Source organism: Campylobacter sp. RM12640 (assembly GCF_020137595.1).
GTDB lineage: Bacteria > Campylobacterota > Campylobacteria > Campylobacterales > Campylobacteraceae > Campylobacter_E.
The window spans coordinates 1-14,487 of record NZ_JACGAU010000012.1; the positions used below are offsets into that span (position 1 = coordinate 1).

Annotated in this window: 14 protein-coding genes; 9 read left to right on the plus strand and 5 right to left on the minus strand. The window is 27.5% G+C overall.

What is annotated here, in order from left to right; all coding sequences use genetic code 11:
* Positions 1-359: 359 nt before the first annotated feature.
* Genes AVBRAN12640_RS05730 through gap form a run of 5 tightly spaced genes read right to left on the minus strand, consistent with a single transcriptional unit; the run spans position 360 to position 4,285 of the window.
* The gene (locus AVBRAN12640_RS05730) at positions 360-728 is read right to left on the minus strand and encodes a DUF1353 domain-containing protein (RefSeq protein ID WP_214117583.1); all 369 of its coding nucleotides are present in this window, start codon (positions 726-728) and stop codon (positions 360-362) included.
* Between the two features lies 1 nt (position 729).
* Complete coding sequence (locus tag AVBRAN12640_RS05735; RefSeq protein ID WP_214117582.1) at positions 730-1,401, minus strand: aspartate/glutamate racemase family protein; 672 nt, start codon at positions 1,399-1,401, stop codon at positions 730-732.
* A 1-nt stretch (position 1,402) separates the two neighbouring features.
* Positions 1,403-2,089: a triose-phosphate isomerase gene (locus AVBRAN12640_RS05740; RefSeq protein WP_214117581.1), complete on the minus strand. Its 687-nt coding sequence runs from the start codon at positions 2,087-2,089 to the stop codon at positions 1,403-1,405.
* On the minus strand, positions 2,089-3,282 hold the full coding sequence (locus AVBRAN12640_RS05745) for a phosphoglycerate kinase (protein ID WP_214150312.1): 1,194 nt from the start codon (positions 3,280-3,282) through the stop codon (positions 2,089-2,091). The genes AVBRAN12640_RS05740 and AVBRAN12640_RS05745 overlap by 1 nt, the downstream gene beginning before the upstream one ends.
* 1 nt (position 3,283) lies before the next feature.
* On the minus strand, positions 3,284-4,285 hold the full coding sequence (gene gap, locus AVBRAN12640_RS05750) for a type I glyceraldehyde-3-phosphate dehydrogenase (protein ID WP_214117579.1): 1,002 nt from the start codon (positions 4,283-4,285) through the stop codon (positions 3,284-3,286).
* Positions 4,286-4,343: 58 nt separating this feature from the next.
* Between gap and nadD the strand changes: the two genes are divergently transcribed.
* The 9 genes from nadD to mnmC are packed head-to-tail and all read left to right on the plus strand — an operon-like array spanning position 4,344 to position 14,434.
* Positions 4,344-4,880, plus strand: a complete 537-nt coding sequence (gene nadD / locus AVBRAN12640_RS05755) for a nicotinate (nicotinamide) nucleotide adenylyltransferase (protein WP_214117578.1) — start codon at positions 4,344-4,346, stop codon at positions 4,878-4,880.
* Positions 4,880-5,194, plus strand: coding sequence for a ribosome silencing factor (gene rsfS, locus AVBRAN12640_RS05760; protein WP_214117577.1), 315 nt, complete (start codon positions 4,880-4,882; stop codon positions 5,192-5,194). The genes nadD and rsfS overlap by 1 nt, the downstream gene beginning before the upstream one ends.
* A gap of 45 nt (positions 5,195-5,239) precedes the next feature.
* Positions 5,240-5,950 carry a UMP kinase gene (gene pyrH, locus AVBRAN12640_RS05765; RefSeq protein ID WP_250325143.1) on the plus strand — a complete coding sequence of 237 codons (711 nt, stop codon included), beginning with the start codon at positions 5,240-5,242 and terminating at the stop codon, positions 5,948-5,950.
* A gap of 14 nt (positions 5,951-5,964) precedes the next feature.
* Positions 5,965-6,177 (plus strand): DNA-directed RNA polymerase subunit omega, encoded by a 213-nt coding sequence (locus AVBRAN12640_RS05770; RefSeq protein WP_214117576.1) that lies wholly within the window; start codon positions 5,965-5,967, stop codon positions 6,175-6,177.
* A gap of 4 nt (positions 6,178-6,181) precedes the next feature.
* Entirely contained in the window at positions 6,182-8,353 is a 2,172-nt protein-coding gene (locus AVBRAN12640_RS05775) for a RelA/SpoT family protein (RefSeq protein WP_214117575.1), read from the plus strand.
* Positions 8,354-8,362: 9 nt separating this feature from the next.
* Positions 8,363-9,568, plus strand: a complete 1,206-nt coding sequence (gene tyrS / locus AVBRAN12640_RS05780) for a tyrosine--tRNA ligase (protein ID WP_214120370.1) — start codon at positions 8,363-8,365, stop codon at positions 9,566-9,568.
* Between the two features lie 2 nt (positions 9,569-9,570).
* On the plus strand, positions 9,571-10,671 hold the full coding sequence (locus AVBRAN12640_RS05785; RefSeq protein WP_336608562.1) for a nitronate monooxygenase family protein: 1,101 nt from the start codon (positions 9,571-9,573) through the stop codon (positions 10,669-10,671).
* On the plus strand, positions 10,664-12,628 hold the full coding sequence (locus tag AVBRAN12640_RS05790) for an N-acetylmuramoyl-L-alanine amidase family protein (RefSeq protein ID WP_336608561.1): 1,965 nt from the start codon (positions 10,664-10,666) through the stop codon (positions 12,626-12,628). The genes AVBRAN12640_RS05785 and AVBRAN12640_RS05790 overlap by 8 nt, the downstream gene beginning before the upstream one ends.
* 9 nt (positions 12,629-12,637) lie before the next feature.
* Positions 12,638-14,434 carry a bifunctional tRNA (5-methylaminomethyl-2-thiouridine)(34)-methyltransferase MnmD/FAD-dependent 5-carboxymethylaminomethyl-2-thiouridine(34) oxidoreductase MnmC gene (gene mnmC, locus AVBRAN12640_RS05795; protein WP_336608560.1) on the plus strand — a complete coding sequence of 599 codons (1,797 nt, stop codon included), beginning with the start codon at positions 12,638-12,640 and terminating at the stop codon, positions 14,432-14,434.
* The last annotated feature ends 53 nt before the right edge of the window (positions 14,435-14,487 follow it).

Consider the following 14,487-nt stretch of genomic DNA (forward strand, 5'->3'; position numbering starts at 1 on the left):
ATGGTTTTTAACTTTAAAAATAAGTGTTTTCGCCGATTTGTGCTAGGTTTTTAGACAATTCTTTAGGATTTTTTTAAAAATTCTAATTTTTCTAAAAAATATTTTTGCTTTTTTTTGATGGATTTATGTTTTGTATTGAAAACTTTAATCTTTACAAAAATTATTTTTTTAGATTGTTTGGCACAATTTAGCACAATTTATAACACAATAATTTTTTTAATATTGCTAAAACTACGACTACATAAGCAAATCAGAACTTTTATATTAAATCTTGATTTATATTATTTACTTAAGTATTAAAATTTTAACGAATGAAAACTATTGAATTATAGTATGTAGTTTTTGTATTTAATATTTTATTACCTATAAAATCCTAAGTATTTTTTATATAAGTGATATATTTTACAAGAAAAATAAAATATTTTAATTTTGTAATTTGCCACTTGTAAAGTTCTAAGAGCTTCTTTAAAAATTTCATCAGCTAAAACAGCGTCTTGGTATTTTTTACTTTTTTTAGCTTGAAGACATAAAAAATCATGAATTACTACTGCTGATAAGTATTCTGGAGAATTTGGTGGAAAGAAACTCCAAAATATTCTAGGTATATTTGCTCCATTTGTAACAAATCCCTTTGGTATTATGATGGTTTGATTTTTGCTTTCATATTTATATTCAAAAGCTAATTCAAATTTATTTTTATCTATTGGTTTTACTACAACTCTTGTCATTTTACTCTAAAGACTGCAAAAATATATCTTTTGCATGAATATATGTTGTATCAAAGACTTTTATATTTTTAAAATCATTTTCGTTAATTAATAGTGCAATTTCAGTGCAAGCTAATAAAATTCCTTCAATATTATGTTTATTTATAATATTTATGAAAGTTTCTTTACTATTTTGTTTGATAACATTAAAGCAAAGTTCATTGAAAATAATATCATTAATAGTATTTATATCACTATTATTTGGGGTAATTACATTTATTCCTTTTAACTCTTTTTTATAAAAGTCTTCTTGCATAGTGTATTTAGTGCCTAGTAATAAAATATTTTTTATATTATTATGATTTAATTCTTTAAGGCTTGAATGGGCTATATGAATAAATCTAGCTTTTAAATCTTTTTGCAAATCATTTGCAATTTTATGCATAGTATTTGTACAAAGTGCAATTATGTTTGCTCCAGCCTTTTCTAATCTTTTTGCTTCCTTATTTAATAATTCTCCTGCTTTTTGCCATTCGTTATTGTGTTGAAGCTCTTCAATCTCATCAAAATCTACGCTTGATATTAAAATCTTTGCACGAGATAAAGAATTGTGATGAGCTTGGCTAAATTCATTTATTAATTTATAATAAGTTATTGTACTAGCATAGCTCATCCCACCGATTAGGCCTATCATATTAACCTCTTATTGCGGCATTGATTAAGTCTATAAAACCATCTACATTAAGACTAGCTCCACCTACCAAAACTCCATCGCAAAGTCTTTTAATATCAGCGATATTGCTAGAATTTACACTACCACCATATAAAATACTTTGCTTAGTTTTTGAGCGTAAAAAGCTCATAATATTTTCAATATCTTCTAATTTTGCAGCACTTTTACCAATACTATAAATTGGCTCATAAGCTAATATTAATTTATCATATTGTAAATCTATTTTATTTAGTTGTTTGTTTAAAAAATCTATGCTTTTATTTTGTTCGTAAGTAGAGTAATCTTCTCCTATGCAATAAATAATTTTTAAATCATTTTCAGCGCAAAATTCAAATTTTTTTGCCAGAAATTCATCTGTTTCGCCTAAATTTCTTCTTTCACAATGTCCTAAAATAATTGTTTTAATTCCAAATTCTAGCAAATGATCTAGTCCAATTTCTCCAGTAAAAGCTCCACTATGAGTTGGATATATATTTTGGGCAGCTTGAATGAAACTAAATTCACTATCAATAAATGAAGTTGCACTTGGAGCTACAATTACTTCAAGATTAGTAAAATCACTAAATCTTAAATAAGCATTAAGTTTTTTAGCGTATTCAGCAAAACCTTTTCTAGTATGATTACATTTAAAATTTGCGGCAATTATCATTAATATTCTTCCTTTAATATAAGTGGTTTTATAGCAGGTAATTCTTTACCTTCAATTAGTTCTAAACTAGCACCACCGCCAGTAGAGATAAAACTAAAATCATCAGCATCTCCTGCACGATTAATAACATCAGCAGTGTCTCCACCACCAGCAACGCTAGTAGCATAAGAATCGCTTATATAATGGCTCATTTTAAAGCTACCTTTTGAGAATTTATCAAACTCAAATACTCCCATAGGTCCATTCCACCATATAGTTTGAGCGTCACTTAAAATTTCTTTAAATAAAATTGAGCTAGCAGGTCCAATATCAAGCCCCATCCAACCATTTGGTATTTCTTGAACGCTTACTTTTTTTACTACACTATCATTTGAAAAGCTTTGTGCAGCAAGAACATCAACAGGTAAATATAATTTAACGCCTAGTTCTTTTGCAGTTTGCATAATTTGTTTAGCATCTTCAATTAGCTCTTCTTCTACAATTGAATTTCCTATATTTAATCCGTTTGCTTTAAGGAAAGTAAAAGCCATTCCGCCACCAATTATTATCTTATCAACTTTAGGAAGTAGATTGTGTAAAGCTTGTAATTTTCCACTAACTTTACTACCACCAACAACAGCAACAAAAGGTCTAGCAGGAGATTTTAATAAATCTTGTGCGAAATTAAATTCTTTTTGCAATAAAAACCCAGCACATATCTCTTTTGCAAATCTAGTAATTGCTTCTACACTTGAATGTGCTCTATGACAAACTCCAAAAGCATCATTACAATACACATCACACATTGAAGCTAAACTCTTAGCCAAATCTTCATCGTTTTTTGTTTCACCTTTTATAAATCTTAAATTCTCTAGTAGTAAAATTTCACCTTTTTTTAAGTTTTTAGCTTTGTTTTGAGCGTCTTCTCCGATTATATCGTTTGCCATTATAACTTCAGTTCCAAGAAGTTTTGATAATCTTTTTGCAACTGGCTTTAAAGAATATTTATCACTTATTTCTTTTGGTCTACCCAAATGACTTGCAAGAATCACTCTAGCATCATTGTCAAGGCAATATTTAATAGTTGGAATTGCAGATTTTATTCTTCTATCATCACTAATGTTTCCAAATTCATCTTGTGGGACATTAAAATCACATCTAATAAAAACACATTTGTTTACTAAATCTACATCTTTTATGGAAATTAAAGGCATATTATTTCTCCTTACTAATATATTGAGCTAATCTATTTAATTGATATGAATATCCGTATTCATTATCATACCAAGCTAGAACTTTTACAAAATCTTCATCAATTATTTGAGTTAAATCAGGGACAAATATACATCCATAAGTGCTAGTGCAAAAATCACTTGAAACGCAGCAATCGTAATCAATTGCTAGAATTTCATTCATTGTTTTACTTGCTTTTATAAAAGTTTCATTTATTTCATCTTTTGTAGTTTTTTTATCTAACAATAAAGTTAAATCAAGCATTGATACATTTGCTAAGCTAGTTCTAACACTTTGACCATCAACTTTACCTAAAAGGTTAGGTATAACTTTACCTATTGATTTTGCTGCACCTGTGCTTGATGGGACTAGATTTAGTGCTGCTGCGCGACCCCTTCTAATGTCTTTAGGGCATTTTGTATCACATAGTTCTTGAGTTGCTGTATATGCGTGAATTGTATTCATTAAAGCTTTTTTAATACCGAAATTTTCATCTAAAACTTTTGCCATTGGTGCAAGGCAGTTTGTTGTGCAACTTGCATTTGAAATAATAGCTTCGCCGTTATATTTAGTGTGATTTACATCCATTACAAACATAGGTGTATTATCTTTTGGTGGTGCTGACATAATTACTTGTTTAATACCATTGTCTAAATATGCTTTAGTTTTTTCTTGTGTTAAAAATGCTCCCGTGCATTCAAAAACTAAACTAGCTCCATATTTAGCAAAATCAATATTTTCAATTTCTCTACTTCTAATTATTTGAATTCTTTTATTTCCTACTATTAAAATATCTTCTCCATCATTGTCAATTTCTTGATTGAAATTCCCATGAACACTATCGTATTTTAGAAGGTATTTAATACTTTTCATATCCCACGAGCAATTTATTGCTACTAAATTCATTTTGTTTTCATTAAGAATTATTCTACTAAGACATCTACCAATCCTACCAAATCCATTAATCGCTACATTTACTCCCATTTTTAACCCTTTATTTAAAAAATTTGAGATAATACTAATAAAAAAAGGTTAAGAGATTTTGAAAATAGCAATTTTTGGTGGTAGTTTTGACCCAGTTCATTTAGGTCATGAAAAAGTAGTAAAAGCAGCTTTAGATACATTAGATATTGATAAATTAATAATATTGCCAACATATATTAGTTTATTTAAAAATAATTTTAATGCTAGTCCAGAACTTAGATTAAAATGGCTAAAGAGCGTGTTTGTTGAAAGTGATAAATTATTAATAAGTGATTATGAAATATCTCAAAATGAGCCAGTTCCTAGTTTTAAGAGTGTTATGTATTTTAAAAATTTACTAAATTCTAGCTTAATTTATTTTATAATAGGGGCTGATCATTTAAAAACTTTACATAAATGGCATAATTTTGATGAATTATCTAAAAATGTCGTTTTTGTTATAGCTAGTAGGGATAATATTTTTATACCAGATAATTATTTAAGACTTGAAATAAATGAAGATATTTCTTCAAGTTTTATAAGAAATAATTTGATTTTGGAAAAAGTAAATCCTAAAATTAAAGATGAAGTAAAAGAATTTTATAAAGGAAAGTAATGAATAGAAATGAAGATATTATTAAGCTTTTAGATGAAAAAAAAGCAGAGAATGTTGAGTTGATTAATATTAAAGGAAGTGAATATTTTGTAGATGAAGTAATTATTGCAACTATGATTTCTACTAAACAATCTTTTGCAATAATTGAAGATATTAAAGAATTGTTAAAAAAACATAATAGTAAAGTTTATTATGAAGAATGCACTGATGATTGGAGTGTTCTTGATTTAGGAGATTGTTTAATTCATTTAATGAGCCCTGCTTATAGAGATAGATATCAGATTGAAAAATTCTTACTTGAGTTTAAGCGTTAAAAATTTTTTTGTAGTATCGCGTTTATCAATTAAGGAGAAATCATTATGGCTAAAAGAATTTTAATTAAGTTTTCAGGTGAAGCTTTGGCTGGAAAGCAAGGCTTTGGAATAGATACTCATATTTTAAAGTTTATTGCAGGACAAATTAAACAATTAGTAGATGCTGGGACTCAAGTAGGAATTGTTATCGGTGGCGGTAATATTATTCGTGGAGTTAGTGCTGCTAAAGATGGGATAATTAAGCGTGTTAGTGGCGATCATATGGGAATGTTATCTACCGTGATAAACTCAATTGCTATGCAAGAAGCGTTAGAAGGTTGTGGAATTAGTGTAAGAGTTCAGAGTGCTATTCAAATGGAAGCTTTTTGCGAAACTTATATTATGAGAAGAGCGCAAAGACATTTAGAAAAAGGTAGAGTTGTAATTTTTGCAGCAGGAACAGGTAATCCATTTTTTACTACTGATACTGCAGCAGTTTTAAGAGCTATTGAAATTAATGCTGAAATGATTATTAAAGCAACAAAAGTTAATGGTGTATATGATAAAGACCCTATGAAATTTGAAGATGCAAAAAGATATAATGAATTAAGTTACGAACTTGCTATGGGCGATGATATTAAGGTAATGGACGATACAGCAATAGCACTTGCTAAGGATAATAAATTACCAATAGTAGTTTGCAATATGTTTGAAGAAGGTAATATTTTAAAAATTATTAAAGATGATTTTAGCAATTGCTCAATCGTAAAAAATTAATTAAAAGGAATAAAATGAGAACTGAACAAGTAGCAGCAAAAGCATTAGAAAAAGTAGGAAATGATAGATATATTCTATCTTTAATAGTAGCTAAAAGAGCTAGAGAATTAAGTGATGGTGCTGAACCTTTAGTAAAAGTTGAAAAAGGAAAAATGAAATTTACTGATATAGCAATGTTAGAAGTTGCTGAAGAAAAAATTATATTTGATGGTGTAATAAACGAATAAAAAAATGAAAAATATTCTAAGTTTTGAAACATTATTAGAAGACATTAAACATTGTAATGATTTAAATAAAGCACGGGAATTATTGTATTCACTTTTTTCAAGCACTCCTATGCTTGAAAAAGCTTTAGATTTTTGTATAAAATCACATGAAGGACAATTTAGAAAAAGTGGAGAACCTTATTCTATTCATCCTATTTTAGTTGCGTGTTTTGTAGCTTTCTTTTCAAAAGATGAAAGTATGATTTTAGCAGCACTTTTGCACGATGTTGTAGAAGATACCGAATGCACTCAGGAAGAACTTGTAAAAATGTTCGGACATTCTGTGGGTATTTTAGTTGAAGGTATGACTAAAATAGTTGAGATTAGGGGAGATAATTTAGCTAGTTCAGAATCAAACGAAAAACTTAGAAAATCAGCAATGACTTTTAGAAATATGTTAATGGTTAGCATTGAAGATAGTAGGGTATTGCTTGTTAAATTATGTGATAGATTGCATAATATGCTAACTCTTGATGCGTTAAGAGAAGCAAAACAAAAAAGAATAGCTGAAGAAACTCTAATGGTATATGCACCAATTGCACATAGGTTAGGAATTTCTAGTATTAAAAATTACTTAGAAGATTTAAGTTTTAAATATTTAATGCCAGTAGAATTTAAAGAAATAGCAGATTATTTAAAGGCAAATAATGTGCAATTACAATTAACATTAAATGATTTTATTGAAAAAATAATTAATTTAATGCGTGATAACGGATATATTGAAGATGTAGATTTTAAAATAGAAAAAAGAATAAAACATGTATATTCTATTTTTTTAAAAATGCAAAGAAAAGGCGTTAGTATTGAAGAAGTGCTTGATTTATTGGGGATTAGAATTTTAGTAAAAGATGTTAAAGATTGTTATATAGTTTTAGGGCTTTTACATGTGCATTTTAATCCACTTGCTTCAAGATTTAAAGACTATATTGCCTTACCTAAGCAAAATGGTTACCAAACAATCCATACTACTTTATTTGACGCACAATCAATAATAGAAGCACAAATTAGAACATATAAAATGCACGAAACTGCAGAACTTGGAATTGCAGCACATTGGAAATATAAAAATGATAAAGAAGACTATAAAGCTGATTGGGTAAATGATATAGCAACCAATAGTTCTTTAGAAGAAAAAGACAATGATTTGGCATTTTATGAATACGCAAAAGATAGTTTATATGTTGAAGATATTGCAGTATATTCCCCTAAAGGAGAGATTTTTACATTACCTAGAGGTTCGACTGCTCTTGATTTTGCTTTTGAAGTTCATTCACAAATTGGTCTTAAAGCAAGTCACGCTTATATAAACAGAGTAAAATCTCCATTGCTTACAAGTCTTAAAAATGGGGATATTGTAAGAATTGAGATAGATGATAACGCAAAACCAAGATGTTCTTGGCTTGATAGTGTGGTTACTGCTAGAGCCAAAGCTATGATTAAATCACATTGCAAGCAAAGAATTTCAAGTATAGACCAAAAAGCTGGGTTAAGAATTTTGCAAACTATTTTTAGTGCTGATGAAGATAAAATAAATACTTGGATTGCAAATGAAAAATTATCAAAAAATGTTAAAAAATGCACTACAGATAATATTACTTTAAGTAAGGTTATAGATAGTCTTAAAAAATATTCAAAAAGAATTTGGCTAGTTAAAAATTATGATTTAAAAAAACAAAGAATAGAAAATCTTGTTGTATATTCAAACTACAAAATAAATAATGTGGATTTTGATTATTGTTGTAACCCAAAAAGAGGTGATGATATAGTTGCTTTTAAACATAATCATTCTGTTACAATTCATAATAAATTATGTGAAAGAGCAAGTAAATTAATGGAAGATTCTAAAGAAGAAATGGTGCTAATTAAATGGTCTAAGCATGCTCCTAAAAATTATAAAATGATTTTTTCTTTAGAGAATAAAAAAGGCACATTACTAGCATTATTAACAGAATTACTAAAACTACAAATCAATGTTAATAGTATTAATATTACAAAAAATGCTGATAGTTTATTGGAGTATTTTGAAATAGTTTTTGAAGTACCTGATAATCAAAATATAGAAATAGCAAAAGAAAAAATCAAAACAAAATGTAAAATCTATGAGTTTATATCATTAAAAGACGCTTATAGTGAATAAAGGATAAAGATGAATTTGAATGAAATTTATAATGATTTAGAACGCGGTGTATCAGAATTTATTGATTTAGAAAAAATTAAGAATTTGATTAAAAATTACTATGAAAAGGGCGAAGTATTTTATGTAAAAGCTGGGTTTGACCCAACTGCACCTGATTTACATTTAGGTCATAGTGTTATTTTAAACAAAATGAGATTTTTACAAAATCATGGTGCTATAGTTCAATTTTTAATAGGAGATTTCACTGCTCAAATAGGTGATCCAACAGGCAAAAGTGCTACTAGAAAACAATTAAGCAAGGAAGAAGTTTTAAAAAATGCAAAAACTTATGAAGAGCAAGTTTTTAAAATTTTAGATAAAGAAAAAACTGAATTAAAATTTAATTCAACTTGGCTTAATGCTTTAGGAGCAGTTGGCATAGTTGAACTTACATCAACTTTTAGTGTAGCTAGAATGCTTGAGCGAGATGATTTTACGAAAAGATTTAAAGAACAAAGCCCTATATCAATTAGCGAATTTTTATACCCACTTTTACAAGGTTATGATAGCGTTGCATTAAAATGTGATATTGAAATGGGTGGAACTGACCAAAAATTTAATTTATTGATGGGAAGAACATTACAAAGAACTTATAATACAGGTAAAGAACAAGGTATTATAATGTTACCACTTTTAGTAGGTCTTGATGGTGTTAATAAAATGAGTAAGAGTTTGGGTAATTATATCGGAGTTAGTGAAGAACCGAATTCTATGTATGCAAAATTACTTAGTATAAGTGATGAATTAATGAAAGAATATTACAATCTTTTAAGCTTTAAGACAACAAAAGAAATTAATGATATTTTTGACAATATTAAAAACAATACTCTACATCCAAAGGTTGCTAAAGAAAATTTGGCTTTAGAAATAGTTGAGAGATTTTGGGGTAAAGATTTAGCAATTAATGCGAAAAATGAGTTTGATAATATTCATAGTAAAAATGAAATTCCAAGTGATATTGCGGAGTTTAATTTTAATGAAGAACAATGGATTATAAAACTAATGCAAGATACTAATTTGGCAAGTTCAGGCAGTGAAGCAAGAAGAGCTATAAAAGCTAATTCTGTAAGTGTTAATGGAGAAAAAATTAGCGATGAGCAACTAAAATTAAGCAATGGTGAATTTATAATTCAAGTTGGAAAAAGAAAATTTGCAAAAGTAATAATAAAAGGATAATAATGAGCTTACCAGAATTAAAAATAAGAAATTTTACATTAAAAGTGCCGGTATTTCAAGGAGGTATGGGACTTGGAATAAGTTGGGATAAATTAGCTGGTAATGTTAGTTTAAATGGAGCTTTAGGTATTATTAGTTCGGTTGGAACTGGGTTTTATGAAAATAGAGCACATATTAACAAAGAACTAAATGGCAAACCTTATGGAAGTGAGAATTTTTATTCTACAAAAGGACTTAATGCTGTAATTACTAATGCTAGAAAAATTTGTAGTGACTCACCATTAGGCTGTAATATAATGCACGCGTCAAACGAATATGAAAGAATAGTAAAAGACGCTTGCAATGTCGGTTTTAATGCAATTATTAGTGGTGCAGGATTACCTACAAATTTGCCAGAATTTACTAAAGACTTTCCTGATGTTGCATTAATTCCTATTGTATCATCAGCAAAAGCTCTTAAAATAATTTGTAAAAGATGGACTCAAAGATACGATAGATTGCCTGATGCAGTTGTTCTTGAAGGGCCTTTAAGTGGTGGTCATCAAGGATTTACATACGAGCAATGTATAGACCCAAATTACCAATTAGAAAAATTAATTCCTGAAGTAAGAGCTGAGCTTAATGAATGGGGAGATAATATTCCTTTAATTGCAGCTGGTGGAATTTGGAATAAAAATGACATTTTAAATGCTATTAGTTTAGGTGCAAATGGGGTTCAAATGGGAACAAGATTTATAGGAACTTATGAATGTGATGCTGCACTTGAATTTAAACAAGTATTATTAGATGCTAAAAAAGAAGATATAGAATTGCTAAAAAGTCCTGTTGGCTATCCTGCTCGTGGTATTAGAACAAACCTTCAAAAAATGATAGAAGAAGGCACTGCTCCTAAAATTTCTTGTATAGCAAATTGCGTTGCACCATGTGAGCGTGGTAGGGGCGCTAAAAAGGTAGGATATTGTATTGCCGAAAGACTTTATGATGCTTATAGTGGAAAAAAGGAAAGTGGATTATTTTTTACAGGTGCTAATGGATATAGATTAAATAAGTTAATTAGTGTTAAAGAGTTGATTGAAAAATTAGTTAATGGTGAAGATGAATAAAATCTTACTATTATTACTAAGCGTTGTTTTGTTTGCTAGTAGTTTAAATGAAGAATTTGTTAATTTTGATAAGAGTTTTTTATTATCTAGCAAAACAGAACAATTAGCAATTCATCAGAGATTAAAAACTATATATATTAAAAGTATAATTTCTGATGATATTGATACCAAAAAAGAAGTTTTAAAAAGAATTATTTTAAGTTCAAAAACATTAAAACTTGACTCATCTACATATCAAAAAGAATTACAAGATTTAGGTATTAATCCTAATAAGATTTCATTTAATAACATAAATAATACTGATGCAAAAAAGACTAAAGATATAGCTAAAGAGCAAAAATCAATTAATACTCAAAATACCAAAACACAAAATACTAAAACTACAACAAATACTTTAAATTCTAAAAATATAAATAGTCAAAATAAGCCAGAAACAAAACAAGAAGAAGTAAAAAAAACTTATATAACTAAAATTAATAAGGCAAATAACACAATAGAAATATCATTAAAAGGAGATTTTGATAATAATATAAAAAGTATTATCTATAATACAAAAGAATTAAAAAATAAAATATTGGAATTTAATGCTGCTTTAGATATAGGAAAACAAAATTTCATAGATAAAAATTATGAAATAAGTTTGGTTCAATTTAATCCGGAAAAAGTAAGATTTGTATTAAGGTCAAAATCTGATTTGAAATTAGATTATAAGATTGATAATAATGTTTTACTCATTACTATAGATGGTAATTTGCAAGAGCAAAATAAGCAAGAAAATACTACTCAAATAAAAAAATCTTTAGTTGAAGATAAAAAAGAATTAGATAATAATACTAAAGTAAATAATAATGTAAAAAATGCTACTACTAACGATAAAAACAAACAAGAAAGTAATATAAATACGAAGCTAGATAGTAATGATAATGCTACAAATAATATTACAAATGATAAAAACAAAAAACCTATAACAATTACAAAAGCCGTTAAAAAAGATAATGGGGTTTTATTGACTTTAAACAACTCTTTATCAAATGATGATATTAAAACTTTTAGCTATAGCAACAATCAAATCTTAGAATTTGACGCAGTTTTAAATGGTGGTAGGAAAAATTATGATTTTAAAACATACTCTATTAGTGTTTTACAATTTAATCCTAAAAAGGTAAGAGTGGTTTTATACTCTAAGAATACTAAAAAAATATTTTTTAATATAAATAATAATTCTCTAGAAGTAAGCACCGATGAGATTAGTGAAAAAGTTGAAGTTGGATTTAAAAAATCAAATTTATTAATTACTTTAGACGCAGGTCATGGTGGAAAAGATGTAGGTGCAACTGCTTTTGGCAGATATGAGAAAAACATTACTCTATCAATAGTTCTAAAATTAGAAAAAGCTCTAAAGAACAAAGGGTATAAAGTATTTTTAACAAGAAAAAAAGATGTTTATATAAATCTAAGAGATAGAACTAAAATGGCAAATGATAAAAAAAGTGATTTATTTATAAGTATTCACGCAAATTCTATCGGGGATAAGACAAAATTTGATAAAATATATGGAATTGAGACATATTTTCTCTCTCCAGCTAGAAGCGAAAGAAGTAAAAACGCAGCTGCAATAGAAAATAAAAGTGATATTGAAGAGATGAATTATTTTTCTAAACAAACTTTTTTGAATTTTTTAAATAGAGAAAAAATTATTTCATCTAATAAGTTAGCTATTGATATACAAGGTGGTATTTTAAATAATATACCTAAGGGATATTTAAAGCGAGATGGTGGAGTAAAAGAAGCTCCTTTTTGGGTTTTAGTTGGTGCTTTAATGCCTGCTGTTTTGATTGAAGTTGGCTATATATCACATCCTATTGAAGGTAAAAATATCGCAGATAGTGCTTATCAGGATTATTTGGTAAATGGTATTGTAAATGGAATTGAGAGTTATTTTGTTAAAAACAAATAAGGAAGTTTTATGAAAAAGGCGAATTGGATTTTAAAAAATGATGAGATTTTTTCTTTAGATTTTGATGATTTTTATTACAACATAAAAGAACCTTTAAAAGAAAGAAATGGAATTTATATAGATAATGCTTTTAGTAACGCATTTAATAAATTAACCATTTTAGAACTTGGTTTTGGATTGGGTTTAAATTTCTTTTTAAGTGCAAAAAGAGCTATTGATTTAGGCATAAAACTCCATTATGTAGCGATTGAAAATTATTACCAAAGTATTGATGATATAAGATATTTTTGTAATAAATTTGGTATAGAGTTAAATAATAATTTTATTAATGATTACCCACCTTGTAAAGATGGAATTTATAGAATAGAATTTGATGGTGTTGTTCTTGACTTAGTATTTCAAGATGTAAATATTGCTTTAAAAGATTTAGATTTTTTAGCTGATGTTGTATATGCTGATGGTTTTTCTCCTAATAAAAATAAAGAAATGTTTTCTAAAGAGACTTTAAAATATGTCAAAAAGCTATTAAAATTAACTGGTAAATTGGTTAGTTATAGTTCAAATTCTGATTTTAAAAAATCTTTAATTGAATTAGGATTTGAAATACACGATATTAATTTGGGAATAAAAAGAGAAAGCACTCTTGCTATATTAAAACATAAAGATTTGCAAGATGATATAGAAGGATATTTTCATAAAAACTATTTAGAAGTTAATAATATAGCAATTATTGGTGGTGGTATTGCAGGCGCTACAATAGCTTATGAGCTATCAAAGTTAGGTAAAACTATTAGTGTATTTGAGCAAAGCCATACTTTAGCAAACGAAGGAAGCGGAAATAAAATAGGGTTATTAACAGCATTAATTCAAAATCCATCAAGTTTGTTAGGAGAATTTAGTCAGTTTTCGTTTTGGCATAGTTCAAAATTTTATAAAAAATTAGGCTATAGCTTAGAAGGGATATTAGAGCACGCATATACTGATGAATTAAGAGAAAGATTTAAACTACAAAAGGATAATCCATTAATTAAATTACATTTTGATTTTGCATATTTAAAAGATGGTGGGACATTAGAACCCTGTAAATTAGTTCCTAAAATTTTTGCAAAATCCAATACTAGGATATTTTTAAATTATAAACTAAATAGTTTTAGAGAATTTTATGATAGAGTTGAGCTTGATTTTGATAATAAGATTATGATTTTTGATGCTGTAATATTTGCTAGTGGTGCATATTCTAAAGAAATCTTTAGTAATTTACCATTATCAGTAGTAAGAGGTCAGGCAACTTGGCTAAAAAATAAAATTAAATATAAGCACCCAATTAGCTCAAAAGCTTATATAACTGGAGCAAAAGATGGGATTATTTTACTAGGTGCTACTTATGATAGAAACTTAATTGCTGAAGCAAGTAAAGAATATGATGATATTAATATAAATAATTTTAAAGAAATTTTTAAAGCTGATTTTAGTGATTTAGTAATAGGTAATAGGGTTGGTTATAGAAGTTATTCTTCAGATAGATTTCCTATTGTTGGAGCTTATTTTAATGAAGAAAAATATAAAAATCTTTATAAATCTTTACAATTTGATAAACATAAACCGCAAGTAAATTCTCCAAGAAGTAGGATTTTTATAAATACAGCTCATGGTTCAAGGGGTTTATCTAGTGCGATAACATCTGCAAGATTAATTGCTAGTTATTTTAACAACACACCTAGCGGAATGTTTAAAAGATACGAACACGCACTTCATCCTGCTAGATTTTTAATAAGAGATTTAAAAAAAGGCTTAGTTAAAGATTAGGAATTTAAATTCCTAATTTTGCTATCAAAAACTAATAACAATTCAATATTAAT